Origin of the sequence: Paenibacillus naphthalenovorans, from assembly GCF_900099895.1 — a bacterium.
Taxonomy (GTDB): domain Bacteria; phylum Bacillota; class Bacilli; order Paenibacillales; family NBRC-103111; genus Paenibacillus_G; species Paenibacillus_G naphthalenovorans.
Window position 1 is genome coordinate 1 of sequence record NZ_FNDY01000018.1, and the last position, 20,319, is coordinate 20,319.

19 protein-coding genes are annotated in these 20,319 nt (G+C 44.5%); all 19 read left to right on the top strand.

Annotated elements, in window-relative coordinates; genetic code table 11:
* Positions 1-111 precede the first annotated feature (111 nt).
* The 19 genes from fliW to BLT35_RS16630 all read left to right on the top strand — a co-directional run bounded on the left by fliW (position 112) and on the right by BLT35_RS16630 (position 20,281).
* Positions 112-582, top strand: a complete 471-nt coding sequence (gene fliW / locus BLT35_RS16540; protein ID WP_062410140.1) for a flagellar assembly protein FliW — start codon at positions 112-114, stop codon at positions 580-582.
* Positions 576-827, top strand: a complete 252-nt coding sequence (gene csrA, locus BLT35_RS16545) for a carbon storage regulator CsrA (RefSeq protein WP_074729011.1) — start codon at positions 576-578, stop codon at positions 825-827. The genes fliW and csrA overlap by 7 nt, the downstream gene beginning before the upstream one ends.
* A 210-nt stretch (positions 828-1,037) precedes the next feature.
* Positions 1,038-2,171 (top strand): flagellin N-terminal helical domain-containing protein, encoded by a 1,134-nt coding sequence (locus BLT35_RS16550; protein ID WP_054817671.1) that lies wholly within the window; start codon positions 1,038-1,040, stop codon positions 2,169-2,171.
* Between the two features lie 83 nt (positions 2,172-2,254).
* Positions 2,255-2,593 carry a DUF8042 domain-containing protein gene (locus BLT35_RS16555; protein WP_062410137.1) on the top strand — a complete coding sequence of 113 codons (339 nt, stop codon included), beginning with the start codon at positions 2,255-2,257 and terminating at the stop codon, positions 2,591-2,593.
* Positions 2,594-2,615: 22 nt separating this feature from the next.
* The gene (locus tag BLT35_RS16560) at positions 2,616-4,508 is read left to right on the top strand and encodes a tetratricopeptide repeat-containing glycosyltransferase family 2 protein (protein WP_217634720.1); all 1,893 of its coding nucleotides are present in this window, start codon (positions 2,616-2,618) and stop codon (positions 4,506-4,508) included.
* A gap of 13 nt (positions 4,509-4,521) precedes the next feature.
* Entirely contained in the window at positions 4,522-6,852 is a 2,331-nt protein-coding gene (locus tag BLT35_RS27075; RefSeq protein WP_074729016.1) for a glycosyltransferase, read from the top strand.
* A 142-nt stretch (positions 6,853-6,994) separates the two neighbouring features.
* The gene (locus BLT35_RS16570; RefSeq protein WP_074729065.1) at positions 6,995-8,287 is read left to right on the top strand and encodes a nucleotide sugar dehydrogenase; all 1,293 of its coding nucleotides are present in this window, start codon (positions 6,995-6,997) and stop codon (positions 8,285-8,287) included.
* A gap of 40 nt (positions 8,288-8,327) precedes the next feature.
* Positions 8,328-9,287: a Gfo/Idh/MocA family protein gene (locus BLT35_RS16575; RefSeq protein WP_074729018.1), complete on the top strand. Its 960-nt coding sequence runs from the start codon at positions 8,328-8,330 to the stop codon at positions 9,285-9,287.
* Complete coding sequence (locus BLT35_RS16580; RefSeq protein WP_062410133.1) at positions 9,280-9,867, top strand: acyltransferase; 588 nt, start codon at positions 9,280-9,282, stop codon at positions 9,865-9,867. The genes BLT35_RS16575 and BLT35_RS16580 overlap by 8 nt, the downstream gene beginning before the upstream one ends.
* A 17-nt stretch (positions 9,868-9,884) precedes the next feature.
* Positions 9,885-10,997 (top strand): DegT/DnrJ/EryC1/StrS family aminotransferase, encoded by a 1,113-nt coding sequence (locus BLT35_RS16585; protein ID WP_054817712.1) that lies wholly within the window; start codon positions 9,885-9,887, stop codon positions 10,995-10,997.
* A gap of 56 nt (positions 10,998-11,053) precedes the next feature.
* Entirely contained in the window at positions 11,054-11,464 is a 411-nt protein-coding gene (locus BLT35_RS16590; protein WP_254777586.1) for a flagellar protein FlaG, read from the top strand.
* A 23-nt stretch (positions 11,465-11,487) separates the two neighbouring features.
* Positions 11,488-13,056, top strand: coding sequence for a flagellar filament capping protein FliD (gene fliD, locus BLT35_RS16595; RefSeq protein ID WP_254777587.1), 1,569 nt, complete (start codon positions 11,488-11,490; stop codon positions 13,054-13,056).
* A 17-nt stretch (positions 13,057-13,073) separates the two neighbouring features.
* The gene (fliS, locus tag BLT35_RS16600; protein WP_054817662.1) at positions 13,074-13,475 is read left to right on the top strand and encodes a flagellar export chaperone FliS; all 402 of its coding nucleotides are present in this window, start codon (positions 13,074-13,076) and stop codon (positions 13,473-13,475) included.
* Entirely contained in the window at positions 13,468-13,803 is a 336-nt protein-coding gene (gene fliT, locus BLT35_RS16605) for a flagellar protein FliT (protein WP_054817661.1), read from the top strand. Before fliS ends, fliT begins: the two co-directional genes overlap by 8 nt.
* A gap of 498 nt (positions 13,804-14,301) precedes the next feature.
* Positions 14,302-14,499, top strand: coding sequence for a cold shock domain-containing protein (locus tag BLT35_RS16610; RefSeq protein ID WP_062410128.1), 198 nt, complete (start codon positions 14,302-14,304; stop codon positions 14,497-14,499).
* Positions 14,500-14,709: 210 nt separating this feature from the next.
* A complete protein-coding gene (gene hpf, locus BLT35_RS16615; RefSeq protein ID WP_074729023.1) occupies positions 14,710-15,264 on the top strand; it encodes a ribosome hibernation-promoting factor, HPF/YfiA family in 555 nt (184 codons plus the stop codon).
* A gap of 188 nt (positions 15,265-15,452) precedes the next feature.
* Positions 15,453-17,966 carry a preprotein translocase subunit SecA gene (gene secA / locus BLT35_RS16620; protein WP_062410126.1) on the top strand — a complete coding sequence of 838 codons (2,514 nt, stop codon included), beginning with the start codon at positions 15,453-15,455 and terminating at the stop codon, positions 17,964-17,966.
* Positions 17,967-18,056: 90 nt separating this feature from the next.
* Positions 18,057-19,176, top strand: a protein-coding gene (gene prfB / locus BLT35_RS16625; protein ID WP_139170820.1) for a peptide chain release factor 2 whose coding sequence is annotated in 2 segments (ribosomal slippage) — positions 18,057-18,128 and positions 18,130-19,176 — 1,119 coding nt in all. Because the reading frame shifts where the segments join, the coding sequence is not laid out codon by codon here.
* 163 nt (positions 19,177-19,339) lie between these two features.
* The gene (locus tag BLT35_RS16630) at positions 19,340-20,281 is read left to right on the top strand and encodes a YitT family protein (RefSeq protein ID WP_139170822.1); all 942 of its coding nucleotides are present in this window, start codon (positions 19,340-19,342) and stop codon (positions 20,279-20,281) included.
* The last annotated feature ends 38 nt before the right edge of the window (positions 20,282-20,319 follow it).

Consider the following 20,319-nt stretch of genomic DNA (forward strand, 5'->3'; position numbering starts at 1 on the left):
AGGGAAAACCTCATGTCCGGTTTGATGAAGGGGGAGCTGAAAAAGTAAAAGGAGGGCTCTCGCCCCCCAATGAAATTTCAGTTCTCTACTCTACAAAGGGGTGATCAATAGATGATGGTAAGTACTTTGCAATTCGGGCAAATTGTCGTGGAGGAAGATCATATCATCACCTTTCCTCAAGGCTTGCCCGGTTTTGAAGAATATCGGCAATATGTGATTTTGCAATCCGAGGCGGATGAGCCTTTTTCATTTATGCAGTCCGTAGACAATCATAATTTATCGTTTGTCATTACGAATCCATTCTTGTTCTATCCAAGCTACGAATTTCAGCTGCCGGAAAGCGTGGAAGAAGAGCTGGGAATCAAGGATGCCAAAGATCTGATGATTTGGTCCATTATTACCGTCTCCAGCGATATTGAAAATATAACGATAAATCTTCTTGCCCCTGTCATTATTAACATGGCGACAAAAATCGGCAAACAAGTGATCCTTCACAATACCCCCTATAAAACAAAGCACAGGCTTGTAGACTCGGCGGCGAATACCGTTCCGTCACAAATGGATGGTGAGCCGTCATGCTAGTACTTACCCGCAAGAAGGGCGAATCGATTATGATCGGGGATCAGGTGGAGTTGGTTGTACTGGGAGTAGAAGGGGAAACGATTAAAATAGGCATTAAAGCTCCCCAAAATGTCGAGGTATACAGAAAAGAGGTTTATTTGTCGATACAGGAATCCAACCGTGAAGCGTCCAATATAGCTGTGAATCTCAAGGATTTAAACGCTTTGATTAAGGAGAAGCGAAATAAAAATAGAAATTCGTCGTAAATTAAAGAAATATAGCGATATTTTGAGAAAAAAGGCCGGTTTTATCCCTGAAAATGGCCAATACCCATCTAATTGATCGAAATTACACCTACAGTACGTATCGATGAATTACGATAATAATAATAAGAACGATTCATAGGGCGGCCGACCTACGAATAGTTGAAAACCACATGGATGTGGGAAAACGAACCTTCAGGGAGGAAGAAAAAAATGAGAATTAATCACAACATTGCAGCATTAAATACACACCGTCAATTGTCTGGAAACAACAGTGCAGTTGGTAAATCTTTAGAAAAATTGTCCTCCGGTCTTCGCATCAACCGTGCCGGCGACGACGCGGCTGGTTTGGCCATCTCCGAAAAAATGCGCGGACAAATCCGCGGTTTGGACCAAGCACAGCGTAACGCTCAAGATGGTATTTCTTTGATTCAAACGGCTGAAGGTGCTTTGAATGAAACTCACAGCATCCTGCAGCGTATGCGTGAGCTTGCCGTTCAATCGTCCAACGATACGAACACGGATGCAGACCGTAAGGAACTGCAAAAAGAAGTGGATCAGCTGGTTAAAGAGCTTGATCGTATCGCTAACACGACGGAGTTCAATACGCAGAAGCTGTTGAACGGTAACCTGAGCGGTACGAATAATGCAGCACAAGTTGCTAAATTCGATGAGGTCTCGAACTCTGCAGTATTTACAGGAATCACGAACGCTGGTACGATCACAAACGACCTGTCTTACAACATTAGAATCGGATCCGCAAACACTTCCGCTACTACCTTTACTGTTACCTTTACAGATCATCAAGGTAATGCAAGCAGCTTGCAAATCGGTGCTGCTGGCGGTACGGTAACGATCGGACAAGCTAGCGTAACCATCGGTGGATTGACAACAGCCAACATTGGAGACGAAGCTACCTTTACACAAAGAGCGGCTATTGTTGACAACACGGATACCTCGTTGACCTTCCAAATCGGTGCGAACTCCTCGCAAACGATGAACGTTTCTATCGAGGACATGGGCGCAGCTGCACTGAACGTTAACGGTATTAAAATCGATACCAAGGGTGCGGCCGAAGCTTCAATCTCTGCGATTCAAAAAGCGCTGGACGATGTATCTTCTCAACGTTCCAAGCTGGGTGCGTTCCAAAACCGCCTGGAACATTCCATCAACAACCTGGGTGCATCTTCCGAGAACCTTACTGCTGCAGAATCCCGTATCCGCGACGTAGATATGGCGAAGGAAATGATGGACTTCACGAAGAACAACATCTTGACTCAAGCTGCTCAAGCAATGCTTGCGCAAGCTAACCAAACTCCTCAAGGCGTATTGCAGCTTTTGAGATAATAACCGGTAAATCAAATGGTATAAAAAATGTGAGAAAAGCCGACTGTATAGTCGGCTTTTCCTAAATTAAGAGGGGATAATGAGTGATAGCGCAAATCAACGAATTGAAGGCTACAGCAAACGAGCTGATAAAAAATATTTGTGCCCGCATGCAAACCGTTGCGGAATGTTACCAAAGCGGGAACGACGAGCGGGCCAATGAAAAGATGGTATATTTAATGGAGGATATCGCGGTATTGGTTGAAGCTGCGGATCTGCTCAAAACAAACGTGAGTGCAGTGAATATAGAGGAGTGCAACGAAAAATTGAATATGCTGTTTCAGGCGTACCAGGCAAAAGATTATCTGTTGACAGCCGATTTGTTAACATTTGAACTGCACCCATTATTCGAATACTGGAGTGAAAACTTAACTAATGACTAAAAAGCCAACTCTAAGCATCTGCATGATCGTCAAAAACGAAGAGAACAATCTAAAACGATGTCTTGACAGCGTTGTTCCTTTGCTCGAAGCCTTGTCTGCTGAATTGATTATCGTAGATACGGGATCTACCGATAAGACGGTTGAAATTGCCCAAGCATATACCAGCAAAGTATATTATCATGAATGGAATCATCATTTCTCCGACATGAGAAATAAATCGATCGCCTACGCTACAGGTGAATGGATTTTTATTCTGGACGCTGATGAGGAATTAGAGGACCCGGAGAAGCTTGTGGCATTACTGCAGTCCGAGACCGTTAACGAGTATAACACGATACGGGTATTGGGAAAAAACTTTCTGACTGAAGCTCGTGATAAATACGTTGTGCACATATCGGAACGGTTGTTTAGAAATACAGGGGAATTTCGGTACGAGGGCTCCATTCATAATCAACCGAAGTATGAGAATCCAGCCATGCACGCCGATATTTATATTAGGCATTACGGCTATAATAATGATGATCCGGAATTGATGGAAAAGAAATTCAAGAGAACAAGCTCCTTACTGCTGAAAGAATTGGAGAAAGATCCGGATCATATTTATTACCGGTTTCAATTAGCCAGAACTTATTTTATGCATAAAGATTATAGGGAAGCATTATTGCAAATAAGGAAAAGCTATGCTCTGCTAAAGAAACACGGTAAAGAGATCGTAGCCCGCAATTATTATGTTATCGGCGAACATGCCCGAATGAGTTATGTTTGCAAAATATTTGATGAAACGGTAAGAATAGCGAAAGAAGGTATTTCGCTAACGCCTCAATACATAGATTTATATTTCTACTTGGCCGATGCGCTGCTCGCGCAGCAGGAAATAGACCAAGCGATTGAGACATTCAAAACATTTTTGAAGCTTCATCAAGAATATAACCAAAAAGGATTATCCAAACTGTCTATTCTCGAGCTGTATACGGTAGATGAAACGTCGAAATCCGTTGCTGCCTATAAATTAGCCAGAGCTTTAATGGAAAACGAAAATGATGCGGAAGCAGTTGAATATATAGATTTAATAGAAGAAAGTACCCATAAAGTTGATCTTGTTATTAATGTCATGTTAAAGCTTCAAAGATATGAGGAATTATACCAGTTCTATAAATCCATTGAGAATAACTCAGTGGCAGCGTATTTTATCCACCAGTTGGAGATTGCGGCAGCGGCTTTAAAGGATGCCGAAGAGAAATTATTAATAGCAAGCGTATTTTCTAAAGAGGAAGGGCCCTATGGCCAACTAAACCAAATTAGGCTAACGGATGATCCCCGTTTAATTAAAGATTTTCTTGTCAGCAATATGATGAGTAAACTGCCTGTTTTTCCGTACTTTGAAATTTATCGGTATGCCATAAAGCGCGGCTTGCCTGTGATTTCTTATTTTAAGTCATTGGAGAACGGATATATAAAGTTGTATGTTAAGATGCTGCTGGATAAGTTTGACGAAGCCCAAGATTATTTTATGCAGTATTTAAAAGGTGAAAAAATCAGGCCTAATGATTATCAAAGCAATCGGGTGTATTGCGCCGTTGCCAACGTCATCTTATTAACGGCAATCGAGCGCTCTAAGAAAGAAAAATCCGTAATAGACAGAGAATATCACGACATATTTAACTTATATACCGAACGCGGGATTCAATATATTACTTATTTATATCAACTGACGCCAATCCGTTTAGTATATAAAACGATAGACAGCGCTGAAGATAAGTTTTTTATTTTGATGCACCTTGCCGAAGAGGCTAAAGCAAAAGGCAGTATAAAATACGCGTCACATTACTATAAAGAAGCTGCTGAGGCATACCCTTACGTTGCAGAAATGCTAAAGCCATTTATGGAACAAAGGATTTTGACTGTTATAGAGTAAAGAGGGGACATAAATGAGCGATAATAGCAAAGAGTTACTCGAAAAAGTTAAGTTGATGAAATCAAAAATAGAAGAGCTTATTCATCTTGGGGAGCTTGAAACGGCCAGCCAAGCCATCGATAAATGTGAGGAATTAGTGCCGGAGGATGCCGAATTGCTTTCAATGAAAGCGATTGTGCTGATGGTGGAGGGTAAATGGACTGACGCAAAAACGGTATTAATGAAAGGACTGGATATAGATCCTTATCATACGGATTTACTTTATAATCAAGCCTATTGGTATGAACAGCAGCAGGATTATCAATCCGCATATGATATCTATTGCGATTTAAAACAGCTGCTTCCTGCCGGTCAAGAACAAGAGATTAGAAGTAAAATGACTCAATTGAAGGAGCTTGACCCGAACATACGAGATAAGAAAAAGCTTGTTTTTTTTGTCAAGGAAAAGATGGATAATTTTATTAATGATATTATACATCAATTATCCGCCGAGTATCGGACGAAGAAGATTGTTGTGACGCATTATCCGCAAATTGACGATGGCATGAAGTGGGCCGATATATGCTGGTTCGAATGGTGTGATGAGCTTATCATTTACGGAAGCAAGCTTCAGATGGCCCAGGATAAGAAAATCATATGCAGGCTGCACAGTTATGAAGCTTTCACGAACTACCCGAAGCAAGTGAATTGGGCTAGTGTAGATCACGTGATCTTTGTAGCTGAGCATATTAAACAATTTGTTTTGGAACAAGTTGGTCAACTGAAACAGGAACAGACTTGTGTAATTCCAAGCGGGATAGATTTGAGTAAATTTGAATTTAAAGAAAGACAAGCCGGATTTAATATAGCTTATGCGGGATTTATCAATTATAAGAAGGGTCCTGTATTGCTGCTTCATTTTTTTCATAAGCTGTATACATCCGATAATCGGTACAAGCTGTTTATCGCAGGAGAATTTCAGGAGCCGCGGTATGCGTTATATTTCCGGCAAATGATAAACGAACTCGGTTTGCAGCATAATATTATATTCGATGGATGGGTTAAAGATATCAATCAATGGTTGGAAGATAAACATTATATCGTCTCTACCAGTTTGTTGGAAAGCCAGAATTTATCCGTCATGGAAGCCATGGCAAAAGGAATAAAGCCCCTTGTACATAACTTTGTCGGCGCAAGAAATATATATGACTCCAAATTTATATGGAACACCATCGATGATGGAATGGAGATGGTAGTTAATGAACAATATGACTCCAAGCAATATCGCGATTTTATTAAGTCCCGCTATACTTTTGATCAACAGATGAGCGCGATTGCCGCATTGCTCCAAACTCAAAAGAATACGAAAGTCGGCAAATTTGATTATGCGGCTTATTGGAACAATAGATTAAATCAAAGGTTCAACGTAGAGGGTGTTGGTTATCTGGGTTTGGGGGAGATTTACAATCGATATATGTATCAGATCAGACTGGATATATTGAATTATCTCTTTAACCAAATTTTCGATAACTTCAAGAATGCGTCTGTTTTGGAATTGGGTCCGGGGATTGGCATGTTTACACAATTTTTTGCAACCCAAAAGCCTGGATATTATAAAGCCATCGATATCGCGAAAAAGTCAATCATCGAACTTGAAAAAAAATACGATCAATTCGAATTTATCGAAGGAGATATATCCATTGCGGCCAATTATGAAACGAACCGGTATGATTTGGTATTTGCCGCCGATGTTTTATTGCATTTAACAGATGAAGAGAAGTATAGAAGCGCTATTAGCAATATTTCCTCGAGCTTAAAAAATACAGGTTACGCTGTGCTTTTCGATCCCATCTCCATGATCGGGACTCAAAGCGAATCTCCCCATGTAGTAATTAGAGATATATCTTATGTTAACAACGTATTGGATAGTGCTGGGCTAGAAATAGTGAGTGTTCTACCCGTATCCTTCTTTATGAATTATCCTTTTGACAGGAAAATGCTAAAAGATAATGGCCAAATAGTCAAAGAGATGTTTGATTATATTCAAGCCGTTTTTTCCAGTAAGGACTTATCCGATGAAACGAAAAATTTGTGCGCCAGTTGGTTAATTTCGGTAGAAAAAAATCTGTTGGCGGATAAAAGGTTCGGGTTGTCGCAAAAAGCACTATTAATAAAGAAAAAAAGTAATCCTAGAATAATCACAGCCTCTATTCATGAAGTGTGGAATATGGATCAGGTTAAAGAAGACAATCGACTGGCAAGAAATGCGGTAGCGAAAAATGAACAATTAAATCAGTATGGAGTTATATCTAAATTTGATCACTTTATTCGTCAACTATCTGAATTGAGACTTGATCAACGCTAATAAAATATGTATTGATCATGGATGTAATGATATGAATGACCATCCGGAAACTTGGGGATATGCGGACATCAAAATAAAATTCTGTTAAAAAGGTGATACAGTGCCTGCCTTGACTTCATTTACTAATAACGTATCTCAATTAATGGATAGAATTCGGGACAAAACCGCTGTACTTGGCGTCATAGGACTTGGCTATGTCGGGCTTCCGCTCGCAGTTGAGAAAGCAAAGGCCGGGTATAAGGTAATCGGCTTTGATATTCAACAAAAGCGGGTCGATATGGTTAATCAGGGTATTAACTACATCGGCGATGTTGTCGAGGATGAATTGAAGGAATTAATCAAACAAGGCTCGATCAAAGCAACGACGGATTACTCTGAGATTAATAAATTGGACGTCGTAGCCATTTGCGTGCCGACGCCATTGGATAGTTACCAACAACCTGATTTAAGCTATGTCAGAGCTTCCGCGGGAGAGGTAGCCCGATATTTGCGTCCGGGGATATTGGTTGTGCTTGAAAGTACAACCTATCCCGGAACGACAGAAGAAGTAGTTAAGCCTATTTTGGAAAGCACAGGTCTAATATGCGGAAAAGATTTCTTCTTGGCTTACTCGCCGGAAAGAGTTGATCCGGGAAATAAATTGTATAATACAAAGAATACCCCGAAAGTAGTCGGCGGTGTCACGGCAGGGTGTACGGAGGTCGCTGCTACACTTTACGAGCAAGTACTTGAAAGTACGGTTCACCGCGTATCCAGCCCTGCAGTTGCCGAGATGGAGAAAATATATGAGAATACATTTCGAAATATAAACATTGCTTTAGCTAACGAGATGGCTATCCTTTGTAACCGGATGGGGATAGATATATGGGAAGTTATCGATGCAGCTAAGACGAAGCCCTATGGATTTATGGCGTTTTATCCAGGACCCGGACTTGGAGGTCATTGTATTCCGATTGATCCGTGGTACTTGACTTGGAAGGCTCGTGAGTACAACTACCATACACGATTGATTGAGGTAGCCGGCGAGATCAATAACAGTATGCCGGAATTTGTTGTAGAGAGAATAGGACATATATTAAATGAAGAGAGAAAACCTGTTAATGGGTCAACAATCCATTTACTTGGTATTGCATATAAAAAGGATATTGATGATTTTAGAGAATCGCCTGTAATTAAAATTATGGAATTACTCGAAATACGTGGAGCTAACGTTGTATATAGTGATACGAGAATTCCTGCCTTCACCTACAAAGGAAAGAACTACGAGGGTGTTGAATTAAGTAAAGAAAATATCCAAAAAGCAGATATCACGGTTGTCACTACGGATCATTCTGATTTTGACTATGAGCTGCTTGGAAATACGGCAAAGATTATTTTTGATACAAGAAATGCAATAAAATCTGTGAAAACCGTTGGAAAGCTGTATCGCCTATAAATTGGATGATATGCTTTTTCTCCGAAAGTAGGTAGTTTTTATGACGAAAGTAATTGTAATAGGCGCGGGGCAGTGGGGAAAAAATCTGGTCCGCACCTTTTATGAACTGCATGCTCTATCTGCAATTGTGGAGACGGATCCCCGCTTGCGAGCAGCATTATCGGATCAATATCCTGACATTCCTGTTTTATCCAATTATGAGCAGGCTTTAGAGACTATCAATACGGCTATCGTTATTGCGACACCTGCGTCTACCCATTTCGCTCTTGCTAAACAAGCTCTTGAAAAGGGCAAAGACGTCTTTATAGAAAAACCGATGACTTTATCCGTTCGGGATGCGGAAGAGCTTGTTGAGATAGCGAACAATAACAATTTAATTCTCATGGTTGGGCATTTGCTGCTTTATCAACCGGCCATTCAAAAAATAAAAGCGTGCCTAAAGGCGGGCATGATAGGTAACCTGCAGGCTGTTCATCAGGAAAGATTAAAGCTGGGGCGGGTTCGATCCGTTGAAAATGTATTGTGGAGCTTTGGGGTTCATGACTTAGCCGTTTTTATTTATCTTATTGAGGAGTCGCCCGCCAGGATCTCTGTGAACGGACAAAGGATGATTCAGCCTGCCATAGAAGACGATGTATATGTGCATTTATCTTTTGCCAGCGGGGTCCATGCCCATTTGCATACTTCCTGGGCGTGGCCGGAAATTCGGCGCAGATTGGTTGCGATAGGTTCCGAGGGCATGCTTGTTTACGATGAAGAACAGCAAATCGTAACACTTCATAAGAAAGGTATTCAAGGGGATTTGTCCAACCGCGATGAAGGCAGCGAGATTGTTTATCATGGCGAGGTACAACCGTTAACCCTGGAATGCAGGCATTTTTTAGCATGTCTGGATGAGCGTGCGCAGCCGTTATCGGATGGAAAGAATGGGCTGGAAGTCATCAAAATATTGGAACAATGCTCAAATCTGCTGCAAAAGGAGCTAAGAGCACATGAGTGAATTTTTTGTACATGAGTCCTCCTATGTAGATGAAGGTGCGGTGATCGGTAAAGGGACAAAGCTATGGCATTTCTCTCATGTTATGGGCGGTGCAAAGATCGGTGAAAGATGTAATATTGGACAAAATGTGTTTATAGCAAACAAAGTGGAAATTGGAAATAATGTAAAAATACAAAATAATGTATCCATATACGAAGGCGTTATTTTGGAAGATGATGTTTTTTGTGGGCCGAGCATGGTTTTCACCAACGTAAAGACACCCAGATCGGCTTTTCCGAGAAATACAAGCGATGATTATGCGGTGACCAGGGTATGCCGCGGGGCTTCGATCGGAGCGAATGCAACAGTTGTATGCGGCGTTACTATCGGTCAATGGGGCTTTGTTGCGGCTGGGGCGGTAGTCACAAAAGATGTACCGGAATATGCTTTAGTTGCAGGGGTTCCGGCGCGGCCAATCGGGTGGGTTTGCGAATGCGGAACAACTTTAAACGAAGAACGCCAACCCCTAACATGCACCTCGTGTGGACAACAGTATCTCCTTCAGGATGATGGAGGTCACCGGCGTTTAAAGAAGTTATAGGAAGGTTGGATGATGCCATGGGCAAAATTCCGGTATTCAGTTTGCAAAGTGAAATTGAAAGCCTGAAAAGCAAATTAATGGATTCCATTGAAAATGTCCTTTTATCCGGCCATTTTATTATGGGAGAGAACGTAAGAGCATTCGAAGAGGAAGTTTCCGCCTATTTGGGTGTAAAGCATGCTGTAGCTCTAAATTCCGGTACGGATGCGTTGATTATTGCTTTAAAGGCAGTCGGAATTGGCGAGGGTGATGAAGTTATCACGACACCGTTTACTTTCTTTGCGACAGCGGAAGCTATTCATCAGGTTGGAGCGAAGGCCGTATTTGTCGATATTGATCCTCGGACGTTTAATATGAATCCGTCTTTGATTGAGCAAGCTATCACACCGCGAACTAAAGCCATTTTACCTGTTCATATATTCGGGAGAACGGCAGAGATGGATGAAATTTTGGCGATGGCCAGAAGCTATCGACTCAAGGTGATTGAAGATGTAGCCCAAGCATTCGGTGCTGAATACAAAGGTAAAAAGGCAGGGACGCTGGGAGCTGCAGGATGCTTCTCATTTTTCCCTACGAAAAACTTAGGAGCATACGGAGACGGGGGACTAATAGCGACAGATGATGAAGAGATTGCTGAGTATTCAAGGATGCTTAGAATTCATGGATCCAAAAAGAAATACCATAACGAAACATTTGGTTATAATTCAAGACTGGATGAATTACAGGCCGCCATTCTTCGTGTAAAGCTGCCTTATATTGACCAATGGAATAACCAACGCATTCAGATTGCTAATAATTACAATGAATGGCTTGCGGGTATACCTGGGATTGTTCTTCCAGAGTCAGCTGACTTCCACAGATCATCTCACGTTTTCCATCAATACACTATTCGTATATTAGATGGGAAGAGAGATCGTTTGCAAAAAAACCTTGCAGACCAAGGTATAGATACAATGATTTACTATCCTATCCCGGTCCATCGATTGCCGGTTTTTCAAGACGACTCCATTTCATTGCCTATTGCCGAGCAGGCCTCGTCGGAGGTCATTAGTTTGCCGATCTGGCCGCAGATGGAGACCGAGACCCAGAAGACTGTAGTAAAAGCGCTGGAATCATTATTAAAAATATAGTTGATTTCCGCAATTCCTCTAACACAATGCATATGATTGTCCGATATTACTATCATATGAACCCAGTCATGGAGGTGTTTGAGGTGGATATAAATGTACCGACCGGAGCTTCTGAGAAGAATAGATACCCATCGACAAGAAGCGAGTCTGGGGGTAGCGAATGGCGTGTTACATCTGCGGCTAACCTGCATTCAGTAAAGGACTTAAAAGAAGCGGAACTTAGGGGAGAGAACATTCCTGTTAGTGAGGAACAGTTCATCAAAGCAATCGAACGGGCTATTAAGTCCATTGAAGGGGCGTCAACCTTCTTGGAATTTTCTGTACATAAAGAAACGAAGCAAATCCTTGTCAAGGTACTGAACAAGGAAACCGGAGAGCTGATTAGAGAAATACCGCCAGAGAAGAACCTCGATTTAATTGCCAAGATATGGGAGATGGCTGGAATCATCATAGATGAAAAAAGATAATTTATTGAAGCAGGAGTTGATAAATGATGGTTACGCCCATTAATCGCTTTAGTGGATTGGCTAGCGGCATGGATATCGATTCCATTGTTAAAGGCCTAATGATGGCCCATAGAAAACCATTGGACGTCCTTAAACAAAAAAAGCAGTTAATAGAATGGCAGCGTGAAGATTATCGCGATATGAATACGAAGCTGTGGGATTATCGCAACAACAAATTGTTTAACTTTAAGTTGGAAGGTAATTTAAGTTCCAGAACGGCCACTTCCGCTAACGCGGATATTATTACAGCGAAAGCGACAGGCGATGCGCAGATCGGCCAATTGAATATTAAAGTAAACAATGTAGCTACAGCCGCCACAAATAGAAGTGCAAGCGATATACGAGCGAATTCGTCATTTGACCCGACAAAAACATTAGCGAGTCAAGCGGCTAATTTGGCAGGCACGCTAACACAGGTTACTCCGGCGACGAACCCTCCTACATATGAGACTTATGAAATTAAGATCAATGGCAGTAATGTGATTACGATCGATCCGAATGTAGATTCGCTTAATGATGTGATTGCCCGTATCAATGCAAATACGAATGTTACGTCTTTTTATGAAGTGGGGAGTACGGGAGGATTGGTCTCGTTTACTTCGAAGCAGACGGGAACAGTGAATGGCGCCAATAAGGATTCAGCCAACATCACCTTCGAAAACGTAAAAGGGAACTTTACTACGGACATATTAAAGATAACGGGTGCAGGTACAGCAGCAACGGATGCATCTGTAGACATCAACGGGGTAACCGGGATAACGAAGAAGAGCAATACCTTTACCATTAATGGGGTGGAGCTTACGTTAAATCCACTGACCCCGGCAGGTTCTTCAACTACAGTCACAGTAAAAACAGATACGGACAAGATGGTTGAGAGCATAAAGGGCTTCATTAATGATTACAACGAAATCTTAAAAACGATGCAGGACAAAATCAACGAAAGCCGATTTCAAGGCTATCCACCGCTGAGTGACGAGCAGAAAAAAGAAATGAAGGATAGCGACATTGAGCTTTGGACCAAAAGGGCACGAAGCGGTCTTTTGAGGAACGACTCCTATCTTAGCCAAGCGGTCAGCGGCATGAGAATGGCGATCATGGCTCAAGTGGAAACAGGGAGCAAGGATTATAAAACGTTAAGCTCCATCGGTATAGAGACCGGTCAATATGTTGAAAACGGGAAGCTTTATCTTACTGACGAAAACAAGCTGAGAAAAGCCATCGAGGAAAATCCTGATGCTGTCATCGCGATGTTTACGGCTAATGGAAATGGCGATGCGGACCAATCTGATGTGGGAATTGCAGAACGGATTTATGATCAATTGAAAATAACATTAGACGGTCTGACGAGCAGAGCGGGAACAGCCGTATCTCTTTCAGATAATAGCGTTCTTGGGAAAAGATTATATGAAATGGATAAAGAGATTGATAAATGGAATGTACGGTTAAACGAAATTGAAAATCGATATTACAGACAATTTACTGCCATGGAGAGTGCTATTAGCAGATACAATTCTCAATCCTTATACTTAGCCAACGCATTCGGCGGAGCTTAATAGCAGGAGGATGGAAAATGATACAATCAGTACAAAGAAACAAATATTTGGAGGCCTCCGTTCATACGGCAACCCCAGCGCAGTTGTTGATCTTGTTATGTGACGGGGCTATACGTTTTTGCAGAGCGGCGATTGAAGCTATTAAGCAAAATAAATATGATGAAGCGAATACCAATCTTTGCAGGGCTCAAGATATTATCAGCGAATTTATGATTACCTTAGACCCCCAATCGCCTATTTCGGATAATCTGATGAAGCTTTATGAATATTTTAATTACAGGTTGATTCAAGCAAATACAAAGAAAAATATTGAACCCGCTGAAGAAGTACTGGGATATTTAATTGAGTTGAAGGAAACGTGGTTTCAAGCCTCAAAGCTAGTTCATCAGGGTAGTGCTGCCGGAGTAACCCATGGATGAGCTCATTCAAGAATTGGAACAACTCATGGGAGATTGGATGCAGTCTCTGTCGAACATGACCTATGAGGAGATATCAGCATATGTTGACAGTAGAGAACAAATCATTGAAAGGATGAAGAGCCACTCTTTATCCCCAACGGAACGAAACAAGTATACGGCCCGGGTACAGCGCTTGCTTCAGCATGATGCGCTAATCCTTGCCAAAATGAATGAGCTTAGAGATGAGGGCTTGCAAGGGACAAGTAAAATCAACCGGGGTCGATTGCAAAAAACGGCGTATGAAACAGAATTTGTTCTGGATAGTGTGTTCTTTGATCGGAAGAAATAGATGAGATGACTCTGGATGATTATTCCCGCAGAGGTTCAGTGAAAGATCGTTTTGCTCCTGGCTTCAAAAGCGAGGTGGCTGCGGTCTTTTTTGATTACCCGGGTTTTCGGCGTATGGAAAGGAACCGGGAGATGAAGTTTGTTAAAAGAATAAGGTAAGTCAAACGTCCAGGTTGATGTTGGCTCATGCTAACCCAACGCTGCGGACTATACTTCAATGAATAAGTAAGTAATAATACTCACAGACATGCTGTGAGTATTATTTTGCCTGTGGACAATGTGTATAACTCTGTTGATAACTTTGCGGGAAATGTCGAAAAACCGCGACAGAACGGGCTTTTTGGCTGTGAATAGATTATCAAGAGAATGTTAATACGAGAATTTTCAAAATATTTTTATAACACGCTGATGTCGCATTGACATGGGTAAGTTTGGAGTGATATATTCGAAATGTAGGCTAGAGCTTGCAGTTATTTGATAACGAAGGGAATGTTTTTGCATGCAAGGTAAAGTTAAATGGTTTAATGCAGAAAAAGGCTACGGTTTCATCGAACGCGAAGACGGGGGCGACGTATTCGTACATTTCTCCGCTATTCAAGCCGATGGCTTCAAGACGCTGGAAGAAGGTCAATCCGTTGAGTTTGATATCGTAGAGGGCGCACGCGGTCCTCAAGCGGCTAACGTCATCAAGTTGTAATCATCCGGTCGGGATTCGGCCGCATTTATAGATGGTTATGTTTGAAGATGGCTGACACCCTGGGAGCAATTCCAGGGTGTTTTTTTGTATGCGCATACCTTCCAATCGGCTGGAAAATGGTATGTGTATTTCTTGTGAAAGGAATGTTAAAGGATTTTTAATGCGGCAGGAGAATATGGTATAATGTAGGTATGAAAGGAGGAGTACTACATGAAATTCAACATACGTGGTGAAAACATCGAAGTGACAGAAGCGTTGAGAGATCATGTTGAAAAAAAGCTGAGTAAGCTGGAAAGGTACTTTGAAGCTCCCCCTACATCTGAAGTTAACGTAACATTGAGTGTCGTGAAAGGCATGCATGCCATTGAGGTGACGATCCCGCTTACAGGCTTGTTGTTGAGGGCGGAAGAAAAGCATACCGATATGTATGCCTCGGTCGATCTGGTGGTAGACAAGCTGGAGCGGCAGATTCGGAAGGCCAAGACGAAGGCTAACCGCAAAATCCGCCAAGAAGGCGGTCTTAAAGATTTATTCCGGGTAGAATCGGAACCAGGCGCTTCCTCTGCTCTTGAAGAAGACGACGAATACGAATTGGTACGGACGAAGCGGTTTACGCTGAAGCCGATGGATGTGGAAGAAGCCATTCTGCAAATGAATATGGTAGGCCACAATTTCTTTGTTTTTGCTAACTCCGATACGGAACAGGTCAACGTGGTGTATAAACGCGACGACGGGAGATACGGTTTAATTGAGCCGGCCCGGTAATCTGATCATTTGAAAGATCTGAGCTTGCCTGAAACGCCGATGGAACATCGTAAGATGCCTGCGGCGCATGATGGCAGGCTCTTTTCAGTAATATAAGGAAATACAGCGGTTTGTTGCGGCGAGAAGAGCAAACTGCTACAATTTAGATTATATGATATTGTTCGAAGAGGAGAAAGGGGATTAGCTGCATGCTAGGACTCGTGAAAAAAATATTTGGCGATTCGAATGATCGCGAACTGAAGAGGATGTGGAAGACGGTTGAATATATCAACTCGTTGGAAGAATCCATTCAGACGCTAACCGATCAAGATTTGCGTAATAGAACGAACGAATTCCGCAACCGTTTGGAGAATGGCGAGGATCTGGACGATCTGCTGCCGGAAGCTTTTGCGGTTGTAAGGGAAGCCTCCAAACGTGTGCTTGGCAAGCGTCATTATGACGTACAGCTTATCGGCGGTATGGTACTGCATGAAGGCCGGATCGCAGAAATGCGGACAGGTGAAGGAAAGACACTGGTCGGTACGCTTCCGGTATATTTGAATGCGCTCTTGGGCAAAGGCGTTCATGTGGTCACGGTCAATGATTATTTGGCTCAGCGCGACAGCGCCGAGATGGGCAAAATATATGAATTTTTGGGCATGACCGTCGGCGTAAACCTGGCGAATCTGGGGCATGCGGAGAAACAGCAAGCCTATGCTTGCGATATTACGTACGGTACGAACAACGAGTTCGGATTCGACTATTTGCGCGACAACATGGTCGTATATAAAGAACAGATGGTGCAAAGACCGCTTTATTATGCGGTCATCGACGAGGTCGATTCTATTTTGGTCGATGAGGCCCGTACACCGCTGATTATTTCCGGACAAGCTGCCAAATCGACCGCCATGTATTTGACAGCGGATAATTTTGTAAGGGGTCTGAAGGAAGAAGAAGACTATGTGATTGATGTGAAGCTGCGCTCGGTTACGTTGACGGAGGCCGGGGTGGAGAAAGCGGAAAAAGCGTTCGGCATTGAGAACTTATTCGATCATGAGCATGTGACGCTCAACCATCATATCCAACAGGCATTGAAAGCACACGCAATTATGCGCCGCGACGTAGATTACGTCGTGAATGACGGCGAGATCGTCATTGTCGATGAATTTACCGGACGGTTGATGACGGGCCGCCGCTACAGCGAAGGGCTTCACCAGGCGATTGAAGCGAAGGAGAAGCTGCAAGTACAGAACGAATCGATGACGCTGGCGACCATTACGCTGCAGAACTACTTCCGGATGTACCGCAAGCTGTCGGGGATGACGGGTACGGCCAAGACAGAGGAAGAAGAGCTGAAGAAAATATACGGGCTGGACGTTATTGTCGTTCCGACCAACAAACCGATGATCCGTCAAGATTTGCCGGACGTTGTATATAAGTCGATAGGCAGCAAGTTTCGTGCCGTAGTGAATGAGATCGTAGAGCGCCATAAGAAGAACCAGCCGGTGCTGGTCGGTACGGTATCGATTGAGAACTCCGAGCGGCTGTCCGAAATGCTGAAGAAAAAAGGCGTGAAGCATCAGGTTCTGAATGCAAAATACCATGCCGAGGAGGCGGAAATTGTCTCCCGTGCGGGCCAGCCTGGCGCGGTAACGATCGCCACCAACATGGCGGGCCGCGGAACCGACATTATGCTGGGAGAAGGTGTAGCCGAAATCGGAGGCCTGCATATTATAGGTACGGAGCGCCACGAAAGCCGACGGATCGATAACCAGCTGCGCGGACGTGCCGGACGCCAGGGGGATCCGGGGTCTTCCCAGTTTTACTTGTCGCTGGAAGATGACCTGATGCGCCGTTTCGGTGCGGAGAACATTATGGGCATGATGGATCGCCTGGGCTTTGAGGAAGACCAACCGATTGAAAGCAAGCTGATTACCAAAGCCATCGAATCCGCACAGAAGCGTGTGGAAGGCAACAACTTCGATGTACGGAAGATCGTTCTTCAGTACGACGACGTGATGAACCAGCAGCGGGAAATCATTTACAAGCAGCGCCGCGAAGTGATCGAATCCGAAAATATCCGTGATATCGTGCTCGGGATGATGATGCCGGTCATCGACCGCATCGTTGAAGCCCACTGCTCCGATGATCAGGTACCGGAGGATTGGGACCTGCAGGCGATTGTCGATTACGCCAACGGAACGTTCCTGCATGAAGGTCAGCTGACGGCCGAAGAACTGTGGGGTAAAGAAAAAGAAGAGATCATCGAGTACATGAAGGATCTGTTGAGAAGACTGTATGAAGAGCGCGAGAAGCAGATCGGCGAAGAATTCATTCGTGAATTTGAGAAGGTTGTGGTGCTTCGTGCGGTCGACAGCAAGTGGATGGATCATATTGATGCGATGGACCAGCTTCGCCAAGGGATTCATCTTCGTGCGTACGGCGGTACGGATCCTTTACGTGAATATCAATTCGAGGGCTATGAGATGTTCCAGGAGATGATCCAGAGCATCCAGGAAGAAGTGGCTACTTACATTATGAAGGCCCATGTAGAGACCAATCTCGTGCGTGAAGCCGTGGCCGAGGAACATGAGATCGCCACCAATAGCAGCGATGGAGCGCCCGCGCCGAAGAAGCCTGTCGTGAACGAAGACAAGATTGGCCGTAATGATTTGTGCCCATGCGGCAGCGGCAAAAAATACAAACAGTGCCACGGAGTTTAAAAATAAAGAGAACAAGACGTCGGAAAAGGAGGTCGGGGGAATCGCTCCGGTCTCTTTTTCTGCTAAAACTACGGACAGAGGTGTTTTGACATGTTAGAAGCAGATGTGAAGCGTGATTTACAAGAAACGGCCAAGCGATTGGCTGAGCTTAGGGGGTCTCTTTGACTTAGATCTCAAGCTGGAGCAAGTGGCGGATTACGAGGAAAAAATGTCGGCGCCCGATTTCTGGGACGACAACGAGCGTGCGCAGAAGTTGATTGCCGAAGCGAACGGAGTTAAAAGCGTGGTGGATCAGTTTCAAGCGTTGGCTTCGGAGTACGAGGATCTCGAAGTGCTGGTGGAGCTGATGCAGGAAGAGAAAGATGAGAGCATGGCCGGGGACATTGAAAAGGGGATTGCCGCTCTCGTTAAGAAGCTCGAGGACTTTGAGCTGCAGCTGCTCCTAAGCCAGCCGTATGACCGGCTGAATGCCATTCTGGAGCTGCATCCGGGTGCGGGCGGTACGGAGTCGCAGGATTGGGCCGAGATGCTGCTTCGCATGTACCGCCGCTGGGCGGAGAAGAGAGACTTCAAAGTCGAGGTGCTCGACTATTTGCCGGGCGACGAGGCCGGTGTGAAGAGTGTAACGCTGCTGATTAAGGGTTATAATGCCTACGGTTATTTGAAGGCGGAAAAAGGCGTTCACCGGCTGGTGCGTATCTCGCCGTTCGATGCATCCGGACGCAGGCACACGTCGTTTGTTTCGTGCGATGTTATGCCCGAAATCGATGATGACGTGGAGGTCGAGATCCGAACCGAGGATCTTAAGGTGGACACGTACCGTTCCAGCGGCGCCGGCGGACAGCACATCAATACGACCGACTCGGCTGTGCGGATTACGCACCTTCCGACCGGCGTCGTGGTTAGCTGTCAAACGGAGCGCTCGCAAATCAAGAACCGGGAGCGCGCGATGAAGATGCTTCGGTCGAAGCTGTACGAGAAGAAAATTGAAGAGCAGCAGAAGCAGCTGGCGGAAATCCGCGGAGAGGTATCCGATATCGCCTGGGGGAGCCAGATCCGTTCGTACGTATTCCATCCGTACAGCATGGTGAAGGACCACAGGACGCAGGCGGAAACCGGGAACGTGAATGCCGTGATGGATGGTGAGCTCGATATGTTTATAGACGCTTACCTGCGCCAGCAGATTACGAGGCCGGAAAAAGAAAGCTGAGAACATAAAGCGGAGTGTCCAAGCTCATCCTACACTAGAAACGCACAAATCCTCCTGGTTGCCCTCGGCCTCTATATGGAGCCGGTGAGCTATCAGGGGAGGCCGCGGGTGAAGTGTAGGATTTTTTTGCATAGGGCAGGGGGTATGACGGGTGCAGGATGCCATGACAAATCAGAGTGAGACTGCATTGACTAGAATGAGTAAATACGGCTCCCGCCGCCGGCGGGGGGGCAGCAGACGTTCACAAAGCACATGGAGCCACCGATTAATGGAATATGCGCTGCTTTTGCTCGGATCGGTGATCATAGCGGTCAGCTTTAATGTATTTTTGAATCCGAATCAGGTGGCGTCTGGCGGGGTATCGGGCATCAGCATTATTGTCAACAGCATGTTCGGGATCGAGCCGGCGATTACACAATGGGCGCTGAATATTCCTTTGTTTCTGGCCGGTACAGTGCTGCTGGGGAAGCAATTCGGCGTGAAAACGGCCCTCGGTTCGGTTTTGCTGCCGCTGCTCGTTTTCCTTACACGTAATCTGCCGCGGCTGACCGACAATATGCTGCTCGCCAGTATTTATGGCGGGGTACTCATCGGGATTGGACTCGGGCTGGTTTTCCGGGGCAGGGGATCGACCGGCGGTTTGGATCTGGCGGCACAAATTTTGCATAAATATACAGGTATTGGTCTGGGCTTATGCATTGCGCTGCTGGATGGGCTGGTGATTGGAACAGCGGGTCTGCTGATTTCACCGGAGAAGGCCATGTATGCGCTGATCGGACTTTTTGTGACGAGCAAGACCATCAATGTGGTGCAGGTAGGTTTAAGCTACTCTAAAGTGGCTTTTATTATCTCGAAGTCGGAGCAAGCGCTGCAGAAGGCTATTCTCTATGAGCTCGACAGGGGACTTACGAAGCTGCAAGCTACCGGCGGCTATACAGGAGAGGAAAAGACGGTATTGATGGTTGTCGTAGGGCAGACGGAAGTGAGCCGGCTCAAAGAGTTGGTGCGCAGGATTGACCCCGGCGCTTTCGTTATTCTGAGCGATACGAACGAAGTGTTCGGGGAAGGGTTTAAGCTAAACGGAACAGGAGGAACCAGCCCATAAAAGGACCGGTTCCTCCTGTTTTTTGATAAAGAAGTTTA